23 protein-coding genes and 1 tRNA gene are annotated in these 25,223 nt (G+C 65.2%); 11 read left to right on the plus strand and 13 right to left on the minus strand.

What is annotated here, in order from left to right:
• Positions 1-21 precede the first annotated feature (21 nt).
• Positions 22-1,458: a CCA tRNA nucleotidyltransferase gene (gene cca / locus EA473_RS11570; RefSeq protein ID WP_124195817.1), complete on the plus strand. Its 1,437-nt coding sequence runs from the start codon at positions 22-24 to the stop codon at positions 1,456-1,458.
• Positions 1,459-1,499: 41 nt separating this feature from the next.
• On the opposite strand, the gene EA473_RS11575 is transcribed toward cca, so the two are convergent.
• The 3 genes from EA473_RS11575 to EA473_RS11585 form a co-directional block, all read right to left on the minus strand.
• Positions 1,500-2,528: a histone deacetylase family protein gene (locus tag EA473_RS11575; protein ID WP_124195818.1), complete on the minus strand. Its 1,029-nt coding sequence runs from the start codon at positions 2,526-2,528 to the stop codon at positions 1,500-1,502.
• A 1-nt stretch (position 2,529) separates the two neighbouring features.
• Positions 2,530-2,961 carry a histone family protein gene (locus EA473_RS11580; RefSeq protein ID WP_124195819.1) on the minus strand — a complete coding sequence of 144 codons (432 nt, stop codon included), beginning with the start codon at positions 2,959-2,961 and terminating at the stop codon, positions 2,530-2,532.
• A gap of 145 nt (positions 2,962-3,106) precedes the next feature.
• A complete protein-coding gene (locus EA473_RS11585; protein WP_124195820.1) occupies positions 3,107-4,579 on the minus strand; it encodes a single-stranded DNA binding protein in 1,473 nt (490 codons plus the stop codon).
• 233 nt (positions 4,580-4,812) lie between these two features.
• Between EA473_RS11585 and EA473_RS11590 the strand changes: the two genes are divergently transcribed.
• The 4 genes from EA473_RS11590 (at position 4,813) to EA473_RS11605 (ending at position 8,883) form a co-directional block, all read left to right on the plus strand.
• Positions 4,813-4,885: transfer RNA gene (locus EA473_RS11590), tRNA-Arg, on the plus strand.
• Between the two features lie 821 nt (positions 4,886-5,706).
• Positions 5,707-6,642, plus strand: a complete 936-nt coding sequence (locus EA473_RS11595; protein WP_124195821.1) for a formyltransferase family protein — start codon at positions 5,707-5,709, stop codon at positions 6,640-6,642.
• A gap of 218 nt (positions 6,643-6,860) precedes the next feature.
• Positions 6,861-8,063 carry a PQQ-binding-like beta-propeller repeat protein gene (locus EA473_RS11600; protein ID WP_124195822.1) on the plus strand — a complete coding sequence of 401 codons (1,203 nt, stop codon included), beginning with the start codon at positions 6,861-6,863 and terminating at the stop codon, positions 8,061-8,063.
• Between the two features lie 130 nt (positions 8,064-8,193).
• A complete protein-coding gene (locus EA473_RS11605) occupies positions 8,194-8,883 on the plus strand; it encodes a hypothetical protein (protein WP_124195823.1) in 690 nt (229 codons plus the stop codon).
• 122 nt (positions 8,884-9,005) lie between these two features.
• Here EA473_RS11605 and EA473_RS11610 read toward each other — a convergent pair whose 3' ends face one another.
• Positions 9,006-10,463: a cytochrome P450 gene (locus tag EA473_RS11610; protein WP_124195824.1), complete on the minus strand. Its 1,458-nt coding sequence runs from the start codon at positions 10,461-10,463 to the stop codon at positions 9,006-9,008.
• An 82-nt stretch (positions 10,464-10,545) separates the two neighbouring features.
• Between EA473_RS11610 and EA473_RS11615 the strand changes: the two genes are divergently transcribed.
• The 3 genes from EA473_RS11615 (at position 10,546) to EA473_RS11625 (ending at position 12,913) form a co-directional block, all read left to right on the plus strand.
• On the plus strand, positions 10,546-11,253 hold the full coding sequence (locus EA473_RS11615; RefSeq protein ID WP_124195825.1) for a helix-turn-helix domain-containing protein: 708 nt from the start codon (positions 10,546-10,548) through the stop codon (positions 11,251-11,253).
• Positions 11,254-11,381: 128 nt separating this feature from the next.
• Positions 11,382-12,359 carry an ABC transporter substrate-binding protein gene (locus tag EA473_RS11620; RefSeq protein ID WP_124195826.1) on the plus strand — a complete coding sequence of 326 codons (978 nt, stop codon included), beginning with the start codon at positions 11,382-11,384 and terminating at the stop codon, positions 12,357-12,359.
• Positions 12,356-12,913 (plus strand): desampylase, encoded by a 558-nt coding sequence (locus EA473_RS11625; protein ID WP_124195827.1) that lies wholly within the window; start codon positions 12,356-12,358, stop codon positions 12,911-12,913. The genes EA473_RS11620 and EA473_RS11625 overlap by 4 nt, the downstream gene beginning before the upstream one ends.
• A gap of 161 nt (positions 12,914-13,074) precedes the next feature.
• Here EA473_RS11625 and EA473_RS11630 read toward each other — a convergent pair whose 3' ends face one another.
• The 6 genes from EA473_RS11630 to EA473_RS11655 form a co-directional block, all read right to left on the minus strand.
• Positions 13,075-13,518 carry a hypothetical protein gene (locus EA473_RS11630; RefSeq protein ID WP_124195828.1) on the minus strand — a complete coding sequence of 148 codons (444 nt, stop codon included), beginning with the start codon at positions 13,516-13,518 and terminating at the stop codon, positions 13,075-13,077.
• Between the two features lie 264 nt (positions 13,519-13,782).
• Complete coding sequence (locus tag EA473_RS11635) at positions 13,783-15,270, minus strand: sulfatase-like hydrolase/transferase (protein ID WP_124195829.1); 1,488 nt, start codon at positions 15,268-15,270, stop codon at positions 13,783-13,785.
• Positions 15,271-15,467: 197 nt separating this feature from the next.
• A complete protein-coding gene (gene hisS / locus EA473_RS11640; RefSeq protein WP_124195830.1) occupies positions 15,468-16,766 on the minus strand; it encodes a histidine--tRNA ligase in 1,299 nt (432 codons plus the stop codon).
• 154 nt (positions 16,767-16,920) lie between these two features.
• Complete coding sequence (locus EA473_RS11645; RefSeq protein ID WP_124195831.1) at positions 16,921-17,520, minus strand: DUF7411 family protein; 600 nt, start codon at positions 17,518-17,520, stop codon at positions 16,921-16,923.
• Entirely contained in the window at positions 17,520-17,870 is a 351-nt protein-coding gene (locus tag EA473_RS11650) for a DNA-binding protein (RefSeq protein ID WP_124195832.1), read from the minus strand. The genes EA473_RS11645 and EA473_RS11650 overlap by 1 nt, the downstream gene beginning before the upstream one ends.
• 98 nt (positions 17,871-17,968) lie before the next feature.
• Complete coding sequence (locus tag EA473_RS11655; RefSeq protein ID WP_124195833.1) at positions 17,969-18,424, minus strand: 30S ribosomal protein S19e; 456 nt, start codon at positions 18,422-18,424, stop codon at positions 17,969-17,971.
• A 132-nt stretch (positions 18,425-18,556) separates the two neighbouring features.
• Between EA473_RS11655 and thiL the strand changes: the two genes are divergently transcribed.
• Complete coding sequence (gene thiL, locus EA473_RS11660) at positions 18,557-19,489, plus strand: thiamine-phosphate kinase (protein WP_124195834.1); 933 nt, start codon at positions 18,557-18,559, stop codon at positions 19,487-19,489.
• Between the two features lie 121 nt (positions 19,490-19,610).
• On the opposite strand, the gene EA473_RS11665 is transcribed toward thiL, so the two are convergent.
• The 3 genes from EA473_RS11665 to EA473_RS11675 form a co-directional block, all read right to left on the minus strand.
• Positions 19,611-20,771, minus strand: a complete 1,161-nt coding sequence (locus tag EA473_RS11665) for a site-2 protease family protein (protein ID WP_124195835.1) — start codon at positions 20,769-20,771, stop codon at positions 19,611-19,613.
• Positions 20,772-20,973: 202 nt separating this feature from the next.
• Positions 20,974-21,213 carry a DUF7123 family protein gene (locus EA473_RS11670; protein ID WP_124195836.1) on the minus strand — a complete coding sequence of 80 codons (240 nt, stop codon included), beginning with the start codon at positions 21,211-21,213 and terminating at the stop codon, positions 20,974-20,976.
• 254 nt (positions 21,214-21,467) lie between these two features.
• Positions 21,468-22,307 carry a molybdopterin synthase gene (locus EA473_RS11675; protein ID WP_124195837.1) on the minus strand — a complete coding sequence of 280 codons (840 nt, stop codon included), beginning with the start codon at positions 22,305-22,307 and terminating at the stop codon, positions 21,468-21,470.
• Positions 22,308-22,693: 386 nt separating this feature from the next.
• Here EA473_RS11675 and pyrH point away from each other — a divergent pair, with 386 nt between their 5' ends.
• Both pyrH and lysS read left to right on the plus strand, forming a co-directional pair.
• Entirely contained in the window at positions 22,694-23,422 is a 729-nt protein-coding gene (pyrH, locus tag EA473_RS11680) for a UMP kinase (protein WP_124195838.1), read from the plus strand.
• Positions 23,415-25,133 (plus strand): lysine--tRNA ligase, encoded by a 1,719-nt coding sequence (gene lysS, locus EA473_RS11685; RefSeq protein ID WP_124195839.1) that lies wholly within the window; start codon positions 23,415-23,417, stop codon positions 25,131-25,133. Before pyrH ends, lysS begins: the two co-directional genes overlap by 8 nt.
• Positions 25,134-25,223 lie beyond the last annotated feature (90 nt).

Genomic DNA, 25,223 nt, shown 5'->3' on the forward strand with positions numbered 1-25,223 from the left:
TCGCTCGAGTACGGTTGCGCAATGAGTGACGAGGACGCCGAGCGAGACGACCGCGATGCCAGCACACCTGGCACCGAAGACGGATCACGCGACCCGGCTGTGGATGCCGTCCAGACGGTCATCGAGGCGGCTCGCGACCGCGTCGATCCCGACGAGGACGAACGCGCCCGCCTCGAGAGCGTCGCCAAGCGCCTCCTCGAGCGCGCCGAAGCCGCCGCGACCGACCGCTGTCCCGACGCGGACGCGTTACAGGTCGGCTCGTCGGCCCGCGACACCTGGGTCAGCGGCGACCGCGACATCGACGTTTTCGTCCGCTTTCCGCCCCGCGTCGATCGGGAGACACTCGAGACGTACGGACTCGAAGTCGGCCACGAAACCCTTCCCGAGGGCCACGAGGAGTACGCCGAACACCCCTACGTCAAAGGCGAAGTCGAGGGGTTCGACGTCGACGTCGTTCCGTGTTTCCGCCTCGAGGACGCGACCGACATCCGATCGGCCGTCGACCGAACGCCGTTTCACACCCAGTACCTCCTCGAGCGACTCGACGCCGATCTCACGGCCGACGTCCGGGTGACGAAAGGGTTTCTCAAGGGAATCGGCGTCTACGGAAGCGACCTCCGGACGCGAGGGTTCAGCGGCTACCTCACCGAACTGTTGGTCTGTGAGTACGGCGGCTTTCGGCAACTGCTCGAGGCCGCACGCGAGTGGACGGTCCCCGTCCACCTCGACCCCGAAGATCACGGCCCGGCTGACCTCGCGTTCGACGATCCGCTCGTCGTCGTCGATCCGACGGATCCCGAGCGAAACGTCGCGGCGGTCTGTTCGGCCGAGAACGTCGCCCGATTACAACACTACGCCCGCGAATTCCTCGAGAACCCGGATCTCGAGTTGTTCGACGACGACGACCCCGAGCCGCTCACCGAGACCGAACTCCGGGCACACCTCGAGCGTCGCGGGACGACGCCCGTCGCCGTCCGCTTCGATGCCCCCGATCTCGTCGACGATCAGCTCTATCCCCAGCTCTACAAGTCGCTTTCGGGGATCACCCAGACGCTCGACGACCACGGATTCGACGTCTTCCGCGGAACGACGTTTGCCGACGAGACGGCCGTAATATTCGCCGAACTCGCCGTGGCCGAACGACCCGGCGTCGAACGCCATCAGGGTCCTCCGACCTCCGTCAAGGGCCACGCAAAGGCGTTTTACGACGCCTACGCCGACGATCCCGACACCTACGGCCCGTTCCTCGAAGGGAGTCGGTACGTCGCCGAACGCGACCGCGAGTGTACGACCGCCGAAGCACTCCTGAAAAGCGACCGGATCTTCGACGTCGGTCTCGGCGCTCACGTCGAGACCGCACTCGAAGACGAGTACGACGTCCTGATCGGCGACGACGTGAGAGCGTTGCTCGGCGAGTTCGGAACGAACCTCAGGACGTACTTCGAGCCGAGGCCGTAGCCGGGAACCGATCCGTTTCGAACGAAAAGGCGTCGCCGGCGTTACGAGCCGAGATCGACGTCCAGGCCGTGTTCGTCGGCGACGTCCTCGAGCGTCGACACCGCCTGATCGGCGAGTTCGTCCCCCGGTTCGAGGGGGTCTCTCCCGTCGAACGTTTCGTGGACGATCGCGACGCTGTCGGCGAGGACATCCAGTCCGTACCCCCCCTCGAGGACGAACGCGAGCGCGGCGTCGGTTTCGTCGGCGACCGTTCGCATCCGGTCGGTCATCAGCGCGTACGCCTCCGTCGACAGTCGAATCCGCGAGATCGGATCGTGGCGGTGTGCATCGAAGCCCGCGCTGACGATCACCAGGTCCGGATCGAACGCGTCGAACGCGGCGGCGATCGGTCCTTCGACCGCCGCGAGATACTCGACGTCGTCGGTTCCGGCCGGCATCGGGACGTTCATCGTCGTCCCCGCACCGTCTCCGTCGCCGGTTTCGTCGATCTCGCCGGTCCCCGGATACAGCCCCTGTTCGTGAATCGAGACGAAGTAGACGTCGTCGCGGTCGTAGAAGACGTCTTGAGTCCCGTTACCGTGGTGGACGTCCCAGTCGATGATCGCAACCCGATCGACGTCGTACTCCCCGGAATCGAGCGCGTGCTGGGCGGCGACGGCAGCGTTGTTCACGAAGCAAAACCCCATCGCGTCGTCGGCAACGGCGTGGTGGCCCGGCGGACGGCCGAGCGAAAACGGCGTCTTCCGGCCGTCGTCGCCGTCGAGTGCCGCCTCGACGGCCCAGCAAGCGAGTCCCGCGCTGTGTCGGATCGCGTCCCACGTCCCCTCGCTTGCGGTCGTATCCGGGTCCCAGTTTCCGCCGCCGTCCGCACAGAACTCCTCGAGAGCGTCGACGTACTCCGGATCGTGGACGGCTTCGATCTGTTCTGCGGTGCAGGGGTCGGCCGCGACGTACTCGACGCCGTGTTTTTTCTTCAGCCGCTCCCGAATCGCCCGAAGTCGGTCTGCCGTCTCGGGATGACGCGGACCGGGATCGTGTGCGAGACATGTCTCGCTGTAGCCGAATTGCATCTCACTCGAACAGCGAAAAGTACGTCTCGATGTCGTCGTCGATGATCGTCCGACGGTCGGCGTGTCGTGCGAGAATCGCCGCCGCCTGCGCGACGTTGTCGGCGTAATCCTCGAGAATGTCGGCGAGCGCGATTCGCGCGTCCATCGAGACCCGATACTGATCGTCGATCTCCAGTCGTGCGATGCGGTCGACCGGGGCGACCGGTAACTCGAGGTCGTCCTTGTCGATCACCGTCTCGACGCCAAAATCAGCGGCCATCAGCGTCTTTCGCCCGTCCGCAGTCGCCCGCTGTGCGGCGTCGGTCGCGAGATCGCTCCCGTGGCGTTGTATTCTCGCTGCGAGTTCCTTCGACGCGTCGGCACTCACCCGAAGATCGCCCGCGTTCCGCCGGATTATCGTGTCCACCGGGGCGAACGGGAGTTCGACGTTCATACCATGATACGCGAAGCTAACTCCCTTAACGCTTTTCCTAGGCGTTCATCGAGGTCGCTGGTCGACTCACTCGGTCCGGTGAATCGCTCCTGGGGGACCGGGAACCATCCCAGGTCCCGCCGAGAAACCGCACCGGGGATCCGTATCAGAAGACGTCACTCGCTTCGAGGCGTCCGTCGGAGATGACTCCCCTGACCGTTAGCTCCTCGCCCAGGCCGACGTCGGCGTCGGTCTCGACGCTCATCGTCGTCTCGCCGTCGTCGAGGACGACCGGATCGCCAGCCTGCACGACGACCCCGGTGAACTCGAGTTCCTCGCCGTCTCCCGGTTCGGTCGCGTCAGTTACGGCCGAATCGGCGTCGGCTTCGACGCCACTCGAGTCGCCTCCGTCTCCGGACGCGTTCGCCCCCTGGGAGTCGACGTCGGTCGAAGAACCACCGTCGTCGTCCGAAAACGCCGAGAGTCCCTCGTTTTCGGCCCGGTCGTCCGCGTCGCCGCCGGCCTCCCCCGGACTGTCGGATTCGAGGATCGTGACCGTCGACTGCCAGCCTGCGGAGGCCTCGAGGTCGTCCTGCCAGCCGTCTTTGATCTCGACGTCGCCCAGCGCGACCTCGTCGCCGGGGCCGACGTCGACGTCGGCCTTCTCACTCCACAGTGCCACACGGATGTCGTCGGTCGCGTCCTGTACCCGGATGTTTCGAACCTGCCCCTCGGAGCCGTCGTCGCGGTCGAAGGTCCGTTTCGGGTCCGCAGAGCGGACGACTCCCGCGATATCGACCGTCTGACCGATCTCGAGGTCCTCGATCGGCGTGCTCTCGGGGACGTACTCGACGTCCTCGTCGACTTCCTCGATCGCCCCGCGGTTGCCGACGTGGAGTTCGAGGCTCCCGTCGCGGTCCTTGACGTAGCCGTCGATCACCTCGACCGTCGTTTCGGGGTCGATCTCCTCGGCGGTATCGGCCTGCTCGTCCCACAGGGTTACGCGAACGCGGCCGGTCGAATCGCCCAGCACGAGGTTCGACACTTTTCCCTCGGAGCCGTCGTCGCGGTCGAACGTTCGAACGCTGTCGGTGTCGAGTACGAGACCGACGAGGTTGACGTTCGAGAGGCCGAGCGAGAGGTTCTCGACGGTGTGGGTGTCGGCCACCTGTACGTCGATCTTCGTGTCGTCGTCCGGTTCGACGTCGTCGACGCTGACCTCGACCCCCGAAAACCCCTCCTTGGGGCGGCCCTTGATTCTGAGCACCTGCCCCTCCTCGAGTTCCTCGATCGCGGCTTCGGCGTGTTCGTCCCAGAACGCCGCGCGCACGGAACCGGTTTCGTCCGCGACCTCGACGTTGACGACGCGGCCGTCCTCGTCCTCGCCGTCGCGCTCGAACGTTCGAACCTCGCCGATCGACACCACCTTGGCGACGAACTTCGCTTCCTCCATTCCGGGCTCGATGTCGGCGATGCCGCCAACCTCGCTCTCGCCGACCTCGTGAGCGACGAGCATCGCCGCCGTCTCCTCGTCCGCGAGTCCACCCATCTGCTCGACTTTCGCCTCGACGGCCTCGCGAAACTCCTCGAGAGAAACGTCGGCCTCGAGGTCCTCGTAGACGCCCTCGATGTCGCTCATTCTATGCTCGTGCATGCATAGCCCGCGCATAAGCGTTGTCCATTCGTCCCGCTCGAGGCGAGTTTCGATCCGGCGTATCGATCGATGTCGACCGTCTCGAGGCACCGTGGACTCCGTCCGAGGTCATACCACCGCTGGCCCCCCGATCGTATAAAAACCCGTGTGTCGGCCGACGACGATGTTCACGGCGGGTTCGAAAGGGCTTTAATACTGACCCGGCTACGAGTAGATGAGTCCTGATAGGGTAGTGGACTATCCTCTTGGCTTGCGGAGCCAGGGACCGGAGTTCAAATCTCCGTCAGGACGCTCACTTCTTGCGAGGGCTTCGCGTTGCTCAGCCCTCGCTGCGCCGTTCGCGTCCTGACGTGCCCAACGCTCACTGCGTTCGCGTTGGACTCCGTCAGGACGTTTTCACCGACACAACAACGCCGAGCGTAGCGAGGCGTCCGTGTCGGTGAAAACTCCTCCGGAGATTTGAGCAGACGAGTCGCAGCCCGGGAAGCGAATGAAGTGAGCGACCCGGAACGCCTCGGCGAGTCACAGCCCGCACAGACGAGCGCAGCGAGCAACGGAAGTGAGATTCGTGGACCGGCTGACGAGTGTGAAACAGACCCTTTTCCAACAGTATTTTGATACTAATCGGGTTTAGAACGGGCTTTCTCTCTATTGGACAGCTGTATTCGTGGAGCCGCAGACGGATCGCGGCTCCACTGGAAATGAGTACGATACACCGACAGTGATGGACAATAACCCGTCTCAGACCGGGTTGATGACCGGACGAGCACCGAAACCTCGTTTCGTCGGCATCCGACTCATACGGAGTGCTGTAACTGTTTACCGGCGCACCCGCGACCAGGGCGGCGGGTGCGCCGGTAAGGACGTACAGCAAACCGTATCACGTGTCGGGGGTGATAACCGATTCCGTTCTCGTGTATTCTACCCACCAGCTTGCCCCTCGTCGATCACGTGTCCGCTCGAGGGCGTCGGTATCGACCACGGATACTATCGATACTGGCAACGAACCTATACTTTCGATACCTCGAGTCGCAATAGCGACGCTGTACGTAAAGCGGGGCGGACTGTACGCTGATGTGAACAAATGCATACGTCCGCCTCGAGTGTCGTACATGACTGGCGTCGATTCGATTCGCGTCGGGGTGCTGGCGGAGCCGTATCTCTACGAGTGGCAGGTGCGTGCACTGACACAACTGAAGGACGAACCCGGTGTGGACGTTCCGCTGGTCGTCACCGACGCGAGCAGTGGGGACGCCAAAGCGGAGTCGTGGAACGTCAAGAAGCGAATCGGTTTCGACGACGTGACGACGTTTCTCGACGTTTTCCGCCGGGAGAAAGCCTGGACGTTCGTCCTCGCGGCCCGAACGCTCGCCAGAGTGTTCGGCGACGATCAAACGCTCTGGCACCGTCACTCGGTCGACAACGTCGACTGTCTGTCCGACGCCGACCACCTCCCGTGTGAACCACGAACCCACGAGGGATGGAACGAACTTCCAGCGGATGTGGTCGCCAGAGTCGCCGAGGACTGCGACGTCGTCGTCCGCTTCGGGTTCGGTCTCGTCCGTGGCGAGATCCTGACCGCGCCGGAACACGGGGTGTTCAGCTTTCATCCTGCGGACATCCGCGAGTACCGCGGCATGGGTCCTCCCGCGATCTTCCACGACGGTCGAGACCGTGCCGGATCGACGCTTCAGCGCCTCGACGAGTCGATCGACGGCGGCGAAATCGTCGCGTACGACGAGGTGAGCCTCGACGGCTGCTACACGCTCTGGGACGTCTTCGACCGACTCGCAACGGTACAGATCCGCCTTCTCGCCGATGGGATCGACAGGGTTCGCGACCCGACGTTCGAACCATGGTCCGTTCCCGATGACCGCCTCGGCGAGTTCTACGCCCGTGATACGCGTCGGACCCTTTCGTTTTCGAGTCGCGTTCTCGCGAAGAACCTCGCCGGTCGTATTCGGCGACGACTCGAGAGGGGGGCGGCGACTCCAGAACGGATCCGATCGAAGGTGGCCGTCCGTCTCCAGCAACTGAAGTGGCGATAGTACCCTCCCAAGCGTCGACTGCTGAGCGAAATCGGGCCACACCGCAGTATTTCGCTCAGCAGTGCAGGCTTGGGACGCCACTAGCGGGACACGCTTGCGGCGTCGGGCGTGACCCACTCGGTCGGCGTTCCCGTCGAATACGGCGTTCGTGGGTCGGGAGCGGGAGTGCGTCCGTCGATCACAAAACTCATCAGGACACGTTAGCGATCGATAACGAAATGCCCTCCAGACGCGACCTCCTCCTCGGGGTCGGAGCGACCAGCGCCGCGGCTGTCGCTGGCTGTCTCGGACGCCGTTCCCCGGATCCTGGCACCGACGATAGCTACACGTGGACGACCACCGGCGCGGACCTCCGGAACTCGAGGACGATCGCCGACGGCGTCGCACCGCGGGACGATCCGTCGGTCGAGCGCCGGGTCGACCTCGAGTCCGCTGGCGCTGCCGGTGAACCGATCGTGACCGACGACGCCGTCCTGATAAATACCGGCATGGACGTCGTCGCGTTCGACCGGGAGACGATGGAGCGGCGGTGGTCGATCGATCCCGAGAACGACCTCTACTCGTATCGTGGCGCGCCGACGGTGTTCGAGGACACCGCGTACGTCCCGGAGCGGCGAACGCTCGCCGCGAGAGACCTGGAGACCGGCGACGCCGACTGGTCGTACGAACTCGAGGGCGTGATCAGCCACGGCTCCCTGACGGTGACGGATACGGACGACGGCCGGGTCTACGTGGCCGGTGGCAACGCCGTTCACGCACTCGATGCGAACACTGGCGACCACCTGTGGGAACAGGAACTGCTCGGGGTCGCGCGATACGCGCTCGCGAAGTACGCCGACTGGCTGTTCGTTCCGACGAGAGGCGGCGAACTGTACCGGATCAATCGATGGGAGGGTGACGTCGAGTGGCGACGGACGATCGAGGCGGGTATCTCGAGCGCGCCGATCGTTCTGACGTCGGAGGATCGGCGGACCGGCCACGGGGTCGCCGTCGCGGGCGGAGATGGCTCCGTCATCTACTACGATATGCGCGGAACCCGGGAGTGGCGAACCGAAACCCGCGGGTTCGGCAACGACGGGCTCGCCATCGGCCACCGGACGGTGTTCACCCGCTCGGCGTCGACGCTGTACGCCCTCGACGCCAACGACGGGGACGAGCGGTGGCGCGTGGATCTCGGTCGCGGGTCCCGAAATCCGCCGATCGTCGTCGGCGACACGGTGTACGTCGGCGGCGACCGACTCCGTGCGATCGACGTCGACGGCGGCATCGGTATCCGATCGCTTCGGATCGGCGAAGGGCGGTTCGAACGGCAGGAGGCGGGCAACGTCGGCTACGTTACCGCAGCCGACGGGAAACTGTTCGTGACGACGCGAGTCGACCGGTTCGGCGACGACGCCGCGGAGTTGATCGTCCTCTCGTAGGAGACTACGTTGATCGTCCTCTTGTAGGAGGCTATACAGAGGTCGCGGAGTCGATCGAACGCCGTCGACGTATAAGTGGGCTGGACCTGCCGGCGCTATCGTTACCTCAAGTGGGCCTCTGGGCTCGAGTATGCGACTCTCAGTGCCGGGCGTCCCTGGCGTCTACTACGACACCGACACGGGAACGACCGCGATCGGCGTCGTCACGACCGCCGCCGGTCGCTACGCCCCGAAGCCGAAAGGGTACGCGATCCAGCTGCTGCCGTATCTCTGGTCGTTCGAAGTCGACTTGCGCGACGTTCCGAACGATCATCCGATCCAGTACCTCCACCCCGAAGGCGCACGGAGCCTCGGCGGGGCCGCGAGCGGACGCGGGGGCAAACAGGCCGGCGACGAACTCGAGTCTGTCCTCCGGTTCGTCTGGTCGGTAAACCGGGAACTCGAGTCGGCGACGAACCAGCTGATCGGCCGGCCGGAGCGCCACGACGGCGTCGTCATCGAGATCGACGACGGACGCGTCGGCGTCGACGGCGAGCAACTCGAGACCGCCGAGTTCGACGTCGACGCGGGTTCCGAGAGGGCCACGCAGATCGAAATCGACGATGCGGACGAGGACGCCGGTTCGACCGGCGGGAACCGGAATACCGATCCGAGCGACGCGGGCAAGGACGTTGACAACGGTCTCGAGGACCCAGGCGAAGACGTCGACGACGCCTTCGAGGACGGCGAGGCTGACGACAACGGCGGCGACGACGGCCTCGAGGACGCGGGATTCGACGACCACGATTCGGACGAGTTCGACACCGGCGGCGAACTATAGTGGCGTCCCAAGCCTGCACTGCTGAGCGAAATCACGCCGTGTGGTCCGATTTCGCTCAGCAGCCGACGCTTGGGAGGGTACTATAGCTGTTACCGATCAGAACCGACGGGTACACTCGAGGATTATCGGCGGTCCATCCGAATCAGCACGTCCTCCGCTGGCTTGAGGGTCGTCGTAACGGCAGGCTCCGGATCGGGCTCGCTCAGCAACGTCGGTTCGAACTGCTGCATCAGGGTCGCGACGATCAGCTTCATCTCGAGCATCGCGAACCGCATCCCGATGCAGTGTCGTGGGCCGCCGCCGAACGGGAAGTAGGCGTACTCGGGCCGGTCGCGGTCGTCGGTCCACCGCTCCGGCTCGAACGCGTCGGGATCGTCGTAGAATCGCTCGTCGGTGTGGAGCCAGAACTGTGGCAGCGTGACGATCGTCCCTTCGGGTATCCGGTAGCCGTCGATCACGACGTCCTCTAAGACCGTCCGAAAGAGGATGTACGCCGGCGGATACAGCCGCATCGCTTCCGTGATGACGTGTTCCGTGTACTCGAGGCGAGGGACGTGCTCGAAGCGGGGGCGTTCGCCGTCGAGGACCGTCTCGAGTTCCTCGTGGAGGGTGTCCGCGACGTCGTCGTGGCGCGCCAGCAACATGAACGTGTAGGTGAGCGCGACCGAACTCGTCTCGTGGCCGGCGAACAGGAACGTGACGAGGTTGTCACGGACCTCCTCGGGCGAGAGGTCGGCTCCTTCGGGTCCGCTCGCCTCGAGCAGGAGCGACAGCAGGTCGTCTCCGCCCGGGCCGTCGGATCGGCGGTGGTGGATCAATTCGTCGATCCGCTCCCGGTAGTCGGCCATCGCTCGGTCGTACCGCCGGTTCTCGGGGGTCGGGAGCCACTTCGGGAGGAACGTGAACACGCTCTGGGTGTTGGCGCGTTCGTTGATCGCCCGGGCGGCGCGAACGATCACCTCGTCGTCCGACTCCGGATCGATCTCGACGTCGAACAGCGCCTTCGCGAGGATCCCCAGCGTGAGTCGGGAGAACGCCCGGTTTGCCGCGATCGTCTGTCCGTCGTCCCAGTCGTCGGCGGTCCGTTCGGCGTACGCCGCCATCGTGTCCGCGTACGTCCTGATTCGCTCGATCGTGAACGCCGGTTGCATCAGTTGGCGCTGTCTGTGCCACTGCTCGCCGGTACTCGTCAGGAGCCCCTCGGAGCCGATGTCGAGTCCGAACTCGGTGAACAGGTATCGCTCGAAGCGGTCGTGCTCCGAGACGAGCACCCGTTCGACGTGGTCGGGGTGTAACAGCGCGGTGAACGTCTTCCCCGCCACCCTGTACCGGACGACGTCGCCGTATCTCGAGACGACGTCGTAGAATCCGATAGGATCCCGGACCACCTGGAAGGTGTTGCCCACGATCGGGAGGCCGTCCGGCCCCGGCGGAAGCGGGTACGCCTCGAGCGGCCAGTCCCGGCGCTCGGTCGGCGACTGCCCGTTGGCGTCCGATTCGCCGTCGGCCACCTCGTCGCCGAGCGATCCGTCGTTGCCCCCGCCACTGCCGTTTCCGGGAGTCGACCGCTGCGGTGTCATACGAGTCGGTTCGTCCGTTCGGCGAATCGACGTTGCGGCGAACCTCCTAGCCCATTTTAATGTAGCGTCCGTACCGACGCGCATGAAGTATCTCGACGTCTGGCTCCGCCAGCCCGAGTGGATGCTCCACCCGATGCAGGAGTTCATCCGGCACGAAGACGTCGTTCGGTACGAGGAACTGCTCACGTGGAACATCCTGCCGGAGGAGGGCCTCGAGTACGAACTGTTCTACGTCGAGGCGGACGTCGACCGCTACCGCGAGGCGATCAGCGACGTGGAGTCGATCGTCGACTACCGGCTCGCGCCGATCGACGATCAGTCGCTCAACGTCTGGGCCTGTCAGGAAACCCGCCCGGAAGACCGGTCGTGGCGCGGCGCGTTCTCGGATCGTCATCTGGTCGTCGTCCCGCCGATACGGTTCGACGACGACGCAGCGATGGGGATGACGATCGTCGGCGACGGCGACGACGTTCAGGAGGTCTTCGAGAACCTCCCGAGCGAGATCGAGGTGCGCGTCAGCGAGATCGGTACCTACGACCGCCGCGGCGGGACGCTGGCGGGCGTCCTCACCGATCGGCAACTCGAGGCCGCCGCCACGGCCTTGCGTCTCGGCTACTACGACGTCCCCCGGAGCGCGTCGCTCGCGGACGTCGCGGACCGACTGGGGTGTGCCGAGAGTACCGCATCGATGTTGGTTCGCCGGGCCGAACGTGCGGTGTTCTCCCGTCTACTCGAGCGATACGGCGGCGCGACCGTCCCGAAACGCGAGGAGCCGCGAACCGCCGACTGACTCGTTCGCCTCGCCTGGACTCGTCGTCTCATCCAGGGCTCGTCACACGTGGGTACCGATCGCACGCTCGAGACGACGAATTGAGCGCGAGCCAGCCGTTTTTGTTCTCGGCCCCCTTACTGGCGGCCATGCGCATCGTCACGACGCTCCCGTCGGCGACCGAAATCGTCGCCGCGCTCGGGACGGAACCGGTCGGCGTCTCCCACGAGTGTGACCACCCGCCGGGGGTCGAATCTATCCCCTCGATCACGCACTCGAGAATCGACGCGGCGGCCTCGAGCGAGGAGATCGATCGGCAGGTCCTCGAGGCGGCCGACGACGGCGGCGTCTACGACGTCGACGTCGAGACGCTCGATCGACTCGATCCGGAGCTGATCGTCACGCAGGGGATGTGCGACGTCTGTGCGGTCGACGAGGCGGTCGTCGCCGACGCCGTCGATCGGATCGACGCCGATCCGGAGGTTCTGCCGACCGATCCGCACAGCGTCGCCGACGTTCTCGACGACATCGAGCGGATCGGCCGAGCGACCCGACGCGAGGAACGCGCCCGGGAGGTTCGGGCGGACCTCGAGAATCGAATCGACCGCGTCAGAACCATCGCTGGCGAGGCCGGGAGCGGCGAGCGTCCGCGGGTCGCGATCTTCGACTGGACCGACCCCGTCATGGTCGCGGGCCACTGGACGGCCGAACTCGTCGAGTGGGCCGGCGGCGAGTACGGACTGGCCGGCGTCGGAGATCCGTCCCGTCCCCGCGAGTGGGCCGACATACGCGAGTACGACCCCAACGTCGTGATCGTCGCGCCCTGTGGCTTCGGCCTCGAGCAGACGGCCGACAACCTGACGGATCTCACGGACCGCGACGGTTGGACCGACCTGACGGCCGCCCGCGAGGGCCGCGTCTGGGCGATGGACGGCCACCACTACCTCAACCGACCCGGCCCGCGGCTGGTCGAGACCCTCGAGACGCTCGCACCGATCGTCAGGCCGGACCTGTTCGACCGCTCGCTCGCGCCGGCGGGCGAGAACGGACCGATGGCGCTCCCGCTTTCCGATCTCGAGGCTCGGTTCGAGGACGGTCGCGGGCCCGGGGCTCGAGTCGAGCCGTGAACCCGACCGACGACTCCCGCGAGGACGGCGACCCCGACGGTTCCGGCGGTTGTACCGATCCCGACGGCTCCGACGGCCCTCTACGACCGGAACTCGTCCTCCCCAATGCCGTCCACGACGAGATCACGAAGCGTGCCCACGACGGCCGCCCTCGAGAGATCTGTGGCGTCCTCGGCGGTACGTTCGACCCCGACGAGAGCCGCGTCCGCTCGCAGTATCCCGCCGAAAACGTCGCGGACACCCCCCGAACGCGCTACCGGATCGATCCCGAGGAGCAACTCGAGGTTTTCGAGCGACTCGAGGATAGGGGTGAGGAGATCGTCGGATTCTATCACTCCCACCCGCGGGGGCCGCCTCGACCGAGCGAAACGGACGTCGCGACGGCGACCTGGCCCGATCGTTCGTACGTGATCGTCTCGCTCGAGCCGCCGGACGTAGGGTCGTGGCGCTGGCGCTCGGGGGACGAAGATGACGGGGACGAAGATCCGAAACTCGGAGTCGACGGCCCTTCCGGCCGGTTCGAGCGCGAGCGAATCGACCTCGAGTCCGGCTGATTTTCCAGATCCGACCGATTTCCGCTCGAGACGGGACTCGAAATCGCTCTTCAGGGGTGAGATCGGCTCTGACGTCACTCATACGGTTTACTGTACGTCATTGCCGGCGCACCCGCGGCCCGGGCGGCGGGTGTGCCGGTACACAGTTACAGTAATCCGTATCAGTCGGAACTCCGATCTGCACTCCCTCGATCCGTCCCCTCGCGTGCCTGTTGTGCCTGCTCTCGAAACTCCTCGATCCGCTGGCTCAGTTTCTTCCCGACCTGATAGGTGAACTCGTCTGGCATCAGTCCGCGCTGGATATCGATCGTCACCATCGTATCACAGTCCTCGACGATCTCCGGTGCCCAACTTCCTTCCGCAAGCTTCGACTCGTCGGTGACGACCGCCTCGCCGTCCTCGACGTCGATAAACGCCGTGACAGTGTTCCAGATGCGCGGATCGCTCGTGGTCGCCTCGTCGAACAGCCCCTCGAGTCGCGACTCTCTGACCGACTCGTCGCGTAACTCGACGACCAGGTCCTCGAGTGCGTCTGCGATCTCTTCGTACTCGGCCGCGTTCTCGGTGCGGTCGTCGGCCTCGTCGCTCGAGCCACCGGCCGTCATCGGTGCCCTCCGCCGTTTTCGTCGACCGCGTTCCCGTTGATCGTATCCCCGTCGATCGTGCTCCCGTCGATGGTCATAGAGTAGCGTACCCCCTTCGAACCCGTAAACGTACGCTTCCGCTCCGGGGGTGGATCGATCTCCCGACCGTCGGGTCCGTCGGACGGTCTGGTGTCAGTCGGTACTGACGCGACCGCATCCAGGCTTGCGAACACCCGGTACATCGTTACAGCGGCCCGTATCAATCCGCCCGCTCAGCGGTCCGTATCAATCCGCCCGCTCGAGCACCTCGGGAACCCAGCCCCGGTTCGGGTCGTTCGTCTCGTCCATCCAGTCGACGAGCCGATCCCGCATCTCCCGGCGAACGCCGGCGTAGTCGGGGTGGTCGATCAGGTTCTGTAACTCTGCGGGATCGGCCTCGAGGTCGTACAGTTCGTCGACGTCCGGGCCGTTGTAGACGTACTTGTAGCGCTCGGTACGGACCATCCGCTGGCTGTAGAGGCCGAACTCGTCGCCGTGGTACTGGGCGAAGACGGAGTCGGGCCAGTCCTGATTGCCGTCGGTTTCGCCACTCTCGAGGAGGGAAACGAGACTCCGCGAGTCGAACGTCTCCGGAACCTCGAGGTCACCGATCTCGAGGAACGTCGCCGCCAGATCGTGCAGGTGGACCGGCTGCTCGCAAACCGATCCCGGCTCCGCGACTCCAGGCCAGCGGATCTGCATCGGAATCCGGTAGGTGTCGTCGTACATCAGCGGTCCCTTGTTGAACTGGCGATGGCTCCCCGCGAAGTCGCCGTGATCGGACGCGTGGACCACGACCGTCTCCTCGGCCAGTCCGTACTCCTCGAGGGCCGCGAGGATCCGCTCGAGCTGGTCGTCGATCAGCGTCACGAATCCCCAGTATTTGGCGATCGCCTCGGCCCAGAGTTCCCAGTCGTAGTCCTCGACGCCCCGATAGTGCAGGTAGTTCTCGTGGACCCGCGGCTTCCCGTCGAACGTTTCGGCGTAGCTCTCTGGCGGCTCGATCTCGTCGGGATCGTACATCGAGGCGTACGGTTCGGGGACGACGTAGGGGTGGTGTGGGCCGTAGAAGTCCGTCCTGTGGAAGAACGGTCCGTCCCCGTCCACGTCGTCGAACGTTCCGCCGTCCGTGGCGTGGGCCTCGAGCGCTTCGATCGTCCGTTCCGCGAGGAACCAGGCGCGGGTTTCCTCGACGTCGATCGGCGTCGTCGCGGCGACGAACGTCCCGTCTTCGCCGTCCCTCGGTTTCTCACCCGTGTAGATCTCGTCCTCGAGGTCGACGTCTCCGACCGGCGTCCCGCGTTCGCGGCGGTACTCGCGAAACGCCTCGTCGATGTCGTCGTGATGGACGTCGCTGCCGCCCAGATACGAGAACCCGAACTCCTCGGGGGTCGCGTCCCGACCGGCGTGCCACTTTCCGGTGTACGTCAGATCGTAGCCGGCGGCCGCGAGCGCCTCGGAAAACGTCGGCAGATCGGGCGGCAGGTTCGCCTGAATCGCGTCGTCTTCGTGGCAGTTGTTCAGCATCCCGTGGCCGTGGGGAAATCGCCCAGTCAGCAGCGATGCACGGGCGCTCGAGCAGATGCTGATCGGCGTGAACGCGTACTCGAAGCGGACCCCCTCGCTCGAGAGGCGATCCATCGTCGGCGTCTCGACCGGTGACCCGGGTGCGCTGCAATCGTACCGTTCCTGATCGGTGAGCGCGAGCAAGACGTGTGGACGGGTGTCGGCCATCGGGCGTCGTACACCAGCCCGGTAATTAATGCTGGCCCCGGAAACGGTGGGTTTCGTCGGTCCGTTCGGGGGATTTCGTCGGTCCGTTCGCGTTTCGATCCCGCTCGTCTCGACGCTCATACGGTCTGCTATGAGTCTTTACCGGTTGATCGCCCACCGTTCTGCGATCGACCGGCAATCAGTCATAGCAAACCGTATCAGTCGAAGTCGTCGAACGTCGGCCGCTCTCTGTCCCCGGGGAACTCGTCGACGGCGACCTGCGTCTGATCGCCGGTTTCCATGTCCTTGATCGTCACCTCGTCGTTCGCGAGGTCTTGCTCGCCGACGATGACGACCGTCTCGGCGTTGATCGAGTCGGCGTAGTTCAGTTGTGCGCCGAACGAGCGTCCTGCAACGTCGGTTTCGACGACCTGACCCCGTTCGCGCAACTCACGACAGATCCGGGCGGCCTCGCTTCGGGTGTCGCCGATCTGGAGGACGTAGTAGTCCGTGGTCACCTCCTCGTCGGGCCAGACGCCGGCGCGCTGACAGAGCAACGAGAGGGTCGCGTGGCCGGGGGCGACGCCGACCGCGGGCGTGGGCTGGCCGCCGAAGCTCTCGATGAGGTCGTCGTAGCGGCCGCCACCGAAGATCGATCGCGAGACCTCGCCCGCGGAGTCGAAACACTCGAAGACGACCCCGGTGTAGTAATCGAGCCCGCGGGCCGTCTCGAGCGAGATGGTACAGTACTCGCGAGCGCCGAAGTCCTCGGCGGCTTCGAGGACGCGCTGGAGGTTCTCGACGGCGTCGGTGACGCGCTCGGTGTCGGCAAACTCCTCGACTGCCTCGAGGTCGCCGCTTGCGACGAGGTCGTCGAACTCGGCCGCCTGATCGTCCTCGAGGCCGGCGTCGACGAGCAGGTCGTGGTACTCGGCCGTCTCGAGTTTGTCCGACTTGTCGACGGCGCGGATCGCGTCGTCGACGTCGACGTCGGCGTCGTAGGTCTCGAGGACGCCGCCGAGGATGTCGCGGTGAGAGATCCGGAACTCGAAGTGGTCGCCGGAGAGTCCGAGTCCTGTCAGGGCGTCGGCCGCCCAGGCGAGGATCTCGGCGTCGGCTTCGGGCTCGCTCGAGCCGAAGATGTCGACGTTCGTCTGGTAGAACTCGCGCTGGCGACCCTGCTGGACCTGTTCGTAGCGCCAGAACGGTCGCGTCGAGAACCACTTGATGGGTTTGGAGAGTTCCTGCTGTTTGGCGACGACCATCCGCGCGACCGTCGGCGTCAGTTCGGGCGTCAGCGTGACGTGGCGACCGCCCTGATCCTCGAAGGCGTACAGCTCATCGACGATGTCGTCGCCGCTTTTGTCAGTCCAGAGTTCCGCGCGCTCGAGCGCCGGCGTTCCAATCTCGCGAAAGCCGTAGCTACGGGCGCGTTCCTCGATGGTGTCGATGGCCGCCCGCCTGGCGGCCATCTCTCCGGGATAGAAGTCACGAAAGCCCTTGATCCGGTCGTACATGACCGACCGTTCGGGAACGGCGAACTTCTATCCTTTCGTTCGCGGACGGCCCGCGAGTTCGGGGTCGTCACCCCGGGGCCGATCGAGACGGGCGTTTCCCGGCCCGGTCGCGTCCCGTTGCGGTGGTGTGGTACGTCCGGTGGCGGGGGATGGGTTACGTCCGCTCGTGAAGGTCGGTGACGTACGTCTGCTCGTGGTCGGGAAACAGGTCCCCGACCGCTTCGGGGCCGTCCTCCTCGGCGATGATCGTCCGTAGTTCGGCCTCGTAATCGGCTCGTCGTATCTCCTCGCTCGGCCCGGTCGTCACCTCGAGGTGGGTCTCGACGAGCCGGTCGACGGCGGTTCGACCGAACCCGGAGAGCGGGGCGAGGTAGTCGACGCCGTGGCGGTCCTCCAGACTCTGGGCCTGTGCTCGAGAGACTGTCGGCACGCGGTCGTCGCGTCTCGTTCCGTCGGCGACGGCGTCGAACTCCGCCGACGCGGCTCGCTCGAGGGCGTGCTGGTGGACCAGCTGGATCCCGTTACGGGGAAAGCCGTCGTCTCGAATCCGATCGACGGCGTCGTGGGCGACGTCGGGATCGAGCGCGAGCCGTTCGAACGAAAAGCCGACGGACTCGGCGCTCGCGCGGGCGTGCTTCCAGTCCTCGCCAACGCCGAAGTGAGCCGTGACGAGCGTCACGTCGTAGAAGTCCTCGAGGAGGAGCGCTGCAAGCGTCGAATCTTTCCCGCCGCTGTAGAGTACTCCGAGCTCCATCAGCGCCGCTTGATGTCGAAGCTCTTCGATTCGGGCTTTAGCTCCTGGAGGAGCTGTTTCATCTTCTCGTCGTCGATCTTGCCCTGAATGCGCCCGCTCCGGGCGAGTGCGATCACTTGCTGTTCGACCTGCTCGCCGAACTGCTGTTTGCTCATCTTGACCGTGTTGAGTCGCTTGCGGGCGTCGTCGGTCAGGTGCTGGCGGAGCAGTGCTTTCTTTTGCGCTTCGGCCTGTTGCTGTGCGGCCTCCCGCTCGGCTCCGCCTTGCTGGGACTCTGCCTGTTCCTGTAGCTGCTCCATCTTCTTCTGTCGCAGCTCTTCGAGTTTCTCCTCGTCGGGTTCTCCGCTCATACGTACCGAATACTCCCGCACCGGGGAAAATGATTACGGACCGCGATCGATACCGACGGCTCTGAGGCGATTTCGACGTGAAAACGTTCGTCGTCGAGTTACGCGTAGCGCTCGAGTTCCGGTCGGTCGAGTTCTTCGAGGACGGCTCCGGCGGTGTCGTCGAGGAGGCTTCGTCCCTCGGGCGTGATCCGGCGTCCTTCGCCCTCGGCGGTTTCGACGAGGTCTTCTTCCTCGAGTTGCTGGAGGATGGTTCGGATCATGTTACGCGAGCCGTCCGCGCGTTTGTCGGGCGCGACCTGATAGCGGTTGGAACCGCTTTTCCCGCCGCCGTATTCGGTCGAGAGCCGTTCGACGCCGACCGGACCGCGGTCGGCGACTTTCCGAAGGAGGCTCGCGGCGCGAACTGCCCAGTAGTTCTCCTGTTTTGGCGGGAGTTCGCGGTCGACACCGGTCTTGACGAACTTGCCCCAGTCGGGCTCGTCCAGCCGTTCCTCGAGATCGTCGGCGAGCGCCTCGATGAGGTCGTCCGCCGGAACGTCGTACATCGTAGCCATTGGCGTTGGGTTCCCTTCCGCGGCATTTAAGACCATCGTATCGAGTCCAGACCGGTCGGTCCCGAAAGGAGCCGTGGCCCTCCCACCGGGACATTTCCGATCGTTTTTCGCCCTCGAGCGTCAACCGGGGGTATGGACGAACGCGCCGCACTGGCGCTTCTGGAAGCGGAACTCGATTCCGTCGGCGACGACGCGGCCGTCGTCGGCGACCTCGTCGTAACGACGGATATGCTCCACGAGAAAACGGACTTTCCGCCGGGAACGACGCGGTACACGGCGGGCTGGCGCGCCGTCGGCGCGTCGCTGTCGGACGTCGCCGCGATGGGTGCAGAGGCCACGGCGGCGGTCGCCGCCTACGCCGTTCCCGAGTTCGATCGCGAGGAACTCCTCGCGTTCGTTCGCGGCGCGAGCGACGTCTGTGAACTCGTCGGTGCCGAGTACGTCGGCGGCGACCTCGACGGCCACGAGGAGTTTACCGTCGCGACGACGGCGTTCGGGCGGACCGACGATCCAGTACTTCGGAGCGGCGCGCGACCCGGCGACCTCGTCTGCGTCACGGGAACGCTCGGCCGTAGCGCCGCCGCGCTCGCGCTGTTCGAGCAGGCCACGGCGAGCGAGACGTCGCCGACCGACGAGACGTCGACGATCGACTCGGACAGCGCGCTCGAGCGGGCGAACGAGCTGTTCCAGTTCGAGCCCCGCGTCGCGGCCGGACTCGCACTCGCTGCGCGGGCGACCGCCATGATGGACTCGAGCGACGGCCTCGCGCGCTCGCTCCACCAGCTCGCCGAGGCGAGTGACTGCGGGTTCGCCATCGAGTCGGAGGCGATCCCGATCGACGACGCGGTCCGCGCGGTAACGGCGGGAGAGGAGGAGGCACTCGAGCGCGCGACGACGTTCGGCGAGGACTTCGAACTCGTCGCGACCGTTCCGGAAGGGACCCTAGAGGACGTCCACGCGGCGAGTGACGTTCCGATCACGCCGATCGGGTCGGTCGTCGACCACGGAGACGGGATCACGCTCGACGGCGACGAACTCGCGGATCGCGGGTACACACACGGCTGAACGACCCGAAACACTCCGATATCGCAGGCCGGAACGGTCCCAAACCGGAGGCCGCAACGGTCCGAAACCGCAGGCCGTAACGGTCCGAAACCGCAGGCGTTTCGATCCGACTCGAGCCCCATCACTCGATTATCGCGATCGGAACGGCCATGAAACAGAGGACGCCCAGCGCGAACGTGACGATTCCGAGCAGGATCCGGCCGAGACCGAGTCGATCGTCGCGGACCGGATGGGCCGGGCCGACGGAGGCGAGGACCGCGGTAAAGACGCCCCAGACTGCCCAGATGAACACCGAATTGCCGCTGTAGCCGCTCACGTAGTAGAGGTAGGCAGCGAGGCCGAAGAGGACGCCCGGAACCAGCGCCGCGATCGTCTCCTGGTACTCGCCGGCCATCGCCCGGAGGATGTGACCGCCGTCGAGTTGGCCGACAGGGATCAGGTTGAGGAAGGTGACGAACATGCCGACCCAGCCGCCGATGACGACGGGATTTACCGCCGTCGTCGGATCGTCCCGATACAGCGGCTGGTCGAACGCCGCGGCGAGCATCTCGAGCAACGGCGGGTAGCCGAGCTGGATCTGGATCGCGTCCGGATCCTGTACGACCGCTTCCGGTGCGGTCACCGGCGGCAGGTGAAGCCCTACGATGGTTACGGCAACCGTCGCGACCAGTCCCGCGATCGGTCCGGCGACGCCGATGTCGAACAGCGCTTTCCGGTCGGGCATGCGCCCTTTCATCTTGATCACGGCCCCCATCGTTCCGATGAGCGTCGGCACCGGGATGAAATACGGGAGCGACGCGTCGACGCCGTGGTAGCGGCTCATCACGTAGTGGCCCATCTCGTGGACGCCGAGCACGCCGAGGATCGCGGCGGTAAACGGCCACGCGCGCCACATTTCCGTCGGATTGGCGAACGGGTCGATGTGATACCACATCGATCCGGCAAACAGCGTGGAGACGACCGTCAGAACGAGCAACACGACGTTCGTCCTGGGAATACCATCGCTGGCGCTATCGCCGGTGTTCGGTTCGGCGACGAGAACGAACTCGCCGTGTCGAGTCCGAAACTCGAGGTCGTAGCCGGCCTCACGGAAGACCGACCACAGGTCTGCCGTCACGTCCTCGGGCGGAACCAGCGGATCGCCGTAGTACACCAGTTGTTCGTCTTCGATCCTGGTCTCGTAGACCGTAAACACCGATTCGATCCGCTCGAGTGGCGGCCCGTCCGCTGGAGCATCGACGCTCGACGATGCTCCGTACGCGGACGGATCGACGTCATCCATCACCCGTGGATCACTCGCCGCTCGTATAAAAAAAGACCGCGAACGAAATGTGACGTCCGCGACCGACGTCAGCGAGGTCGTGCCGGATGGCGTCGACGACGCGCCGGCAGTTCGTAGCAGGGCATGGCATGGCTGGATGATCCGGGTCGGCCGTCGTTCGGGGAACGCGACGGCCACCGTTCGCGAAGACGACTCGCTTCGATCAGGCGGGCTCGACTCGCCACGTGGTCGCGCTCGTGTACGACCACTTCTCGATCTCGAGTTCGGTCGCGGATTCGGAGAGTTTGACCATCAACGCGCCGATCTCCTTCGGAGACAGGCCGACGTCGTCGGCGATGAACTTGCCCTTGAAGTACAGTTCACCGTCTTCGGCGCGTTCGCGAAGGTAGCGTTTCAGGCGGCGTTCTTTGCTTTCCGTGGAGGGTTGGGCTGTCGTGCTCATCGACGTCGGGCCCTTGTGAGGGGGATATGTTATAAAGGAGGGACGCTTGACGAAATTTCGGTTGTGTTCAGGATTTCGCCCGGTAATACACCTTTTACCTCGATTTAAGATCTGTTTTCTCGATCGATCAGATGGCTCGAGAACGTTCAAAGCGGGATCTAACTCATTATCTCTGCCGAATCATTCTCCGTTATTATACGTTCGTATTTCTCTGACTGTCGCTGTATTCTATCTGGATGACCTGGAATCAACGGTCAGGATCGCTCGTGAACCCAGAACTCGTCCTCGACCGTCACTTCCTTCTTGAAAAGTGGCACCTCGTCTTTCAGGCGATTGATGCCGTCCTCGACGGTCCGAAAGGCCTCCTCGCGGTGGCCGGCGAGGACGACAACGAAGACGATGTCCTCGCCGTCCTCGACGACGCCCGTGCGGTGGTGCATCTCGATCGCGAACACTCCCTCGCGCGCCTCGAGTTCGGCCTCGAGCGCCGCCATGCGCTCGTCGGCGACGCCCTCGTACTTCTCGAACTCGAGGTACTTCGTCGGCGCGTCGTCGTCGCTGTCACGCGCTCGCACTCGTCCGGTGAAGGTTGCGATCGCGCCCGCACGATCGGCCGACGGCGATCGTTTGACGCGAGCGACGAGCGACTCGAGGGTGACGTAGGGTTCGGTCTCCTCGAGACGCGCATGGAGGTCTACCGTCTCGAGTTCGACCGCCGTCTCGACGGTCGCGAGGACGTCGGGGCCGTCGTCTCCCGCGTCCGTCGGGTCGGAGCCGACGACGATCGACGGATACCGGAGCGTCGGGACGCCCGCGACGATCGCGTACTCACAGTCGATGGCCAGCCGATCGAGCGCGCCCTCGACCGAGAGTCCGGTCCCGCTGGCGCTCCAGTCTCCGTCCGCGCCGAGGTCGTACGTGACGTCGCCGCCGACAGTCGGCGACTGGTGAGCGTGGGTGCCGTCGGCGATAGTCGCGTCGTATCTGACGACGCCGACCCGTCCCGCTTGCGAGAGTTCGTCCGCCGCTCGATCCACGACCCGATCGAGTGCACCGTCGGGCGCGTCCGAACCGAGAATACCGAGTACGTGCATACTATTGACAAGGCCACGTCACACTTTGTAGCTGTCGCCACGGTCGCGTCTCCGTCTTCGTCGGCGTCACCACGGTCGTCCCCCACCGTCGGTGCCATCGGCTTCCGGTGTATGGGTTCTGCTACGCCCGGTCGTCCGGGCACCGTTCTGCCCTATAGTGACAACTGAAACGATTTGCACACCGATCGCCGATCCGTCCCGCGATCGGGTGTGGGGTGACGTTCAGTGGCTACTATAGTCGTGTGGGTTGGGCTACCGCCACACTCGTGTGGGTTGGGCTACCGCCGGGCTCGAGCGAGATCGATCGGAAACGGGGGCACACGAAACCGAGTCGGAGAGTCCACTTGGCAACCCTTAAGATTGCAACCCGGTTACACCGGGTTAGCATGAAAGTGGTCGTCTCTATCGGCGGGAGCGTACTCGTACCCGAACCCGGGGCTCACCGGGTGGCCGAACACGCGGCCGTCGTCGAAAACCTCGTCGCGGACGGCTGTCGCGTCGGCGCTGTCGTCGGAGGCGGCGGCGTCGCACGCGAGTACATCGGTGCCGCTCGCGAACTCGGCGCGAACGAGATCGAACTCGATCAGCTCGGGATCGACGTCACCCGGCTCAACGCGCGATTGCTCATCGCGGCGCTCGGCGAGGAGTCGATCACCGCACCGGCGCTCGATTACGAGGAGGCCGGCGAGGCGCTTCGGCAGGGGAACGTCTCCGTGATGGGCGGCGTCGCGCCGGCCCAGACGACCGACGCCGTCGGTGCCGCCCTCGCGGAGTACGTCGACGCCGACCTGCTCGTCTACGCGACCAGCGTGTCGGGCGTCTACAGCGACGACCCCAACGAGGACGACGCGGCGACGAAGTACGACGAACTCTCGGCGGCGGACCTCGTCGACGTCATCGCCGGCCTCGAGATGAACGCCGGCGCGTCGGCACCGGTCGATCTGCTCGCAGCGAAGATCATCCAGCGGTCGGGAATGCGGACGATCGTCCTCGACGGAACGGATCCGGATCGGATCTCCCGGGCGGTCCGCTACGGCGACCACGAGGGAACTGACGTGATCCCCGACGGCGTCGGAGAAGAGCCGACCTACTGGGCGGAACACGAGAATGAGTGACGACCGACCCGGCATCGAATCGGACGACAGCGTCGTCGATCCGGCGAACCCGTACACGCTCCAACGAGCCGACGACCACCACGCGTTCTGGGCCGACGCCGTCGCGGACCGCGTCGAAGCCCGCGTCGACGACCAGCGCGAGCGTGGCGTTCGTGATCGGGACGATCCGATCGTCGTCAAGGGTGGAATCTCGCCGTCCGGCGTCCCTCACCTCGGCAACGTCAACGAGATCATGCGGGGATACTACGTCGCCGAGGTGCTGCGCGAGCGCGGCCACGACGTCCGGCAGGTGTTCACCGCGGACGACCGCGACCCCCTTCGGAAGCTCCCGCGAACCCTCTGTGATCTCGAGGGGAACCTCGTCGATCTGGGGGAGGTAGACGCGGGCGCGCTCGGGCGGAACCTCGGTGCGCCGTACACGGACATTCCCGACCCCTTCGGCTGTTGTGACTCCTACGGCGAGCACTTCTCGACGATCATCCAGGACAGCGCGGACGCCGTCGACGTCCCGATCGAACTGATCTCGAACACCGAACTGTACGAAACCGGTGCGTTCGACGAGATGACCCGGTACGTGCTCGAAAACCGCGATCGCGCACGCGAGGTTCTCGCCGACTACCAGGACAAAGTCGACGACGACTACGTCCCCTTCAACCCGATCTGTGAGGAGTGTGGCAAGATCACCGAGACGGTAACGGGCGTCGACCTCGAGGGGGAACCGTCGGTCGAGTACCGCTGTACCGACATGGACGCCGGCGAGCGTCCGATCGACGGCTGTGGCCACGAGGGGACGGCGACGCTGCGAGAGGGGAAGATGCCGTGGCGGTTCGAGTGGCCGACCCAGTGGGAGATACTGGGCGTCGACTTCGAGCCGTTCGGCAAGGACCACGCCGAAGGCTCGTGGCCGAGCGGACAGGACGTCGCGCGCAACGTCCTCGAGATCGAGCCGCCGGTGCCGATGGTCTACGAGTGGTTCACCCTCGACGGCGAGCCGTTTTCCTCCTCCGAAGGAAACGTCGTCCTCGTTTCGGACGTCCTCGAGTTGCTCGAATCCGAGGTGTTGCGATACTTCTTCGCGAAAGACCCCGCGAAGGCGCGGGATTTCAGCATCGAACGCCTCGACCAGCTCGTCGACGAGTTCGACCGGCTCGAGGCGGTCTACTTCGACGAGGTCGACGCCGACGAGGACGAGACGGCGTTCGCAAAGCGGGTCTACCCGCTCGTCGTGGAGGAGCCCCGAGAAGAGCGGATCCGGCTGCCGTACACGTTCGCCGCGGTGCTTGGCATGACCGATGACCCCGACCTGCGCGAGGAGATCGCTCGTCGCGAAGGCCACGTTCCGGACGACGCGCCCGGGTGGGCCGTCGAGGGTGCACTCGCCCGCGTCGAACAGGCACGCAACTGGGCACGCCGGACCGGAAACGAGTTCGACTACGAACTCAAGCGACGCGAGATACCCGATCACGAGTTCGACGACGCGACCGAGGACGCGCTCGCGGAACTCGCCGACTACATCGAGGAGGGCCACGACCCCGACGAGATCCAGGGCGAAATCTACGAGACCGCGAAACGCCACGACGTCGACGTCGGCGACTTCTTCGGGGCCGGCTACCGGCTGTTCTTCGACGAAGAGCAGGGGCCGAAACTCGGCCCGTTCCTCGCGAAAGTAGACCGCGAGTTCGTCGTTGACCGATTGCGTCGGGAACGGTAGTTCGTCGTCGCGGCCGATTACGTCGGGAACGGTAGTTCGTCGTCGCGGCCGACTGCGGTGCGAACCAGACAAAAGCCATTTGAGAACCCC

It is taken from the genome of Natrarchaeobius chitinivorans (assembly GCF_003841505.1).
In the GTDB taxonomy this organism is placed as follows: Archaea; Halobacteriota; Halobacteria; order Halobacteriales; family Natrialbaceae; genus Natrarchaeobius; species Natrarchaeobius chitinivorans.

Coding starts and splice junctions, on each gene's coding strand:
- EA473_RS11585 (WP_124195820.1), bottom strand. CDS start 4,579: ATGAGCGACATCGAGGGCGTCTACGAGGACCTCGAGGCCGACGTTTCT.
- EA473_RS11580 (WP_124195819.1), bottom strand. CDS start 2,961: ATGAACGTCGAACTCCCGTTCGCCCCGGTGGACACGATAATCCGGCGG.
- cca (WP_124195817.1), top strand. CDS start 22: ATGAGTGACGAGGACGCCGAGCGAGACGACCGCGATGCCAGCACACCT.
- EA473_RS11655 (WP_124195833.1), bottom strand. CDS start 18,424: ATGGCTACGATGTACGACGTTCCGGCGGACGACCTCATCGAGGCGCTC.
- EA473_RS11595 (WP_124195821.1), top strand. CDS start 5,707: ATGACTGGCGTCGATTCGATTCGCGTCGGGGTGCTGGCGGAGCCGTAT.
- EA473_RS11615 (WP_124195825.1), top strand. CDS start 10,546: ATGAAGTATCTCGACGTCTGGCTCCGCCAGCCCGAGTGGATGCTCCAC.
- EA473_RS11635 (WP_124195829.1), bottom strand. CDS start 15,270: ATGGCCGACACCCGTCCACACGTCTTGCTCGCGCTCACCGATCAGGAA.
- hisS (WP_124195830.1), bottom strand. CDS start 16,766: ATGTACGACCGGATCAAGGGCTTTCGTGACTTCTATCCCGGAGAGATG.
- EA473_RS11620 (WP_124195826.1), top strand. CDS start 11,382: ATGCGCATCGTCACGACGCTCCCGTCGGCGACCGAAATCGTCGCCGCG.
- EA473_RS11670 (WP_124195836.1), bottom strand. CDS start 21,213: ATGAGCACGACAGCCCAACCCTCCACGGAAAGCAAAGAACGCCGCCTG.
- lysS (WP_124195839.1), top strand. CDS start 23,415: ATGAGTGACGACCGACCCGGCATCGAATCGGACGACAGCGTCGTCGAT.
- EA473_RS11575 (WP_124195818.1), bottom strand. CDS start 2,528: ATGCAATTCGGCTACAGCGAGACATGTCTCGCACACGATCCCGGTCCG.
- EA473_RS11645 (WP_124195831.1), bottom strand. CDS start 17,520: ATGGAGCTCGGAGTACTCTACAGCGGCGGGAAAGATTCGACGCTTGCA.
- EA473_RS11665 (WP_124195835.1), bottom strand. CDS start 20,771: ATGGATGACGTCGATCCGTCCGCGTACGGAGCATCGTCGAGCGTCGAT.
- pyrH (WP_124195838.1), top strand. CDS start 22,694: ATGAAAGTGGTCGTCTCTATCGGCGGGAGCGTACTCGTACCCGAACCC.
- EA473_RS11605 (WP_124195823.1), top strand. CDS start 8,194: ATGCGACTCTCAGTGCCGGGCGTCCCTGGCGTCTACTACGACACCGAC.
- EA473_RS11600 (WP_124195822.1), top strand. CDS start 6,861: ATGCCCTCCAGACGCGACCTCCTCCTCGGGGTCGGAGCGACCAGCGCC.
- EA473_RS11610 (WP_124195824.1), bottom strand. CDS start 10,463: ATGACACCGCAGCGGTCGACTCCCGGAAACGGCAGTGGCGGGGGCAAC.
- EA473_RS11650 (WP_124195832.1), bottom strand. CDS start 17,870: ATGAGCGGAGAACCCGACGAGGAGAAACTCGAAGAGCTGCGACAGAAG.
- EA473_RS11675 (WP_124195837.1), bottom strand. CDS start 22,307: ATGCACGTACTCGGTATTCTCGGTTCGGACGCGCCCGACGGTGCACTC.
- EA473_RS11630 (WP_124195828.1), bottom strand. CDS start 13,518: ATGACGGCCGGTGGCTCGAGCGACGAGGCCGACGACCGCACCGAGAAC.
- thiL (WP_124195834.1), top strand. CDS start 18,557: ATGGACGAACGCGCCGCACTGGCGCTTCTGGAAGCGGAACTCGATTCC.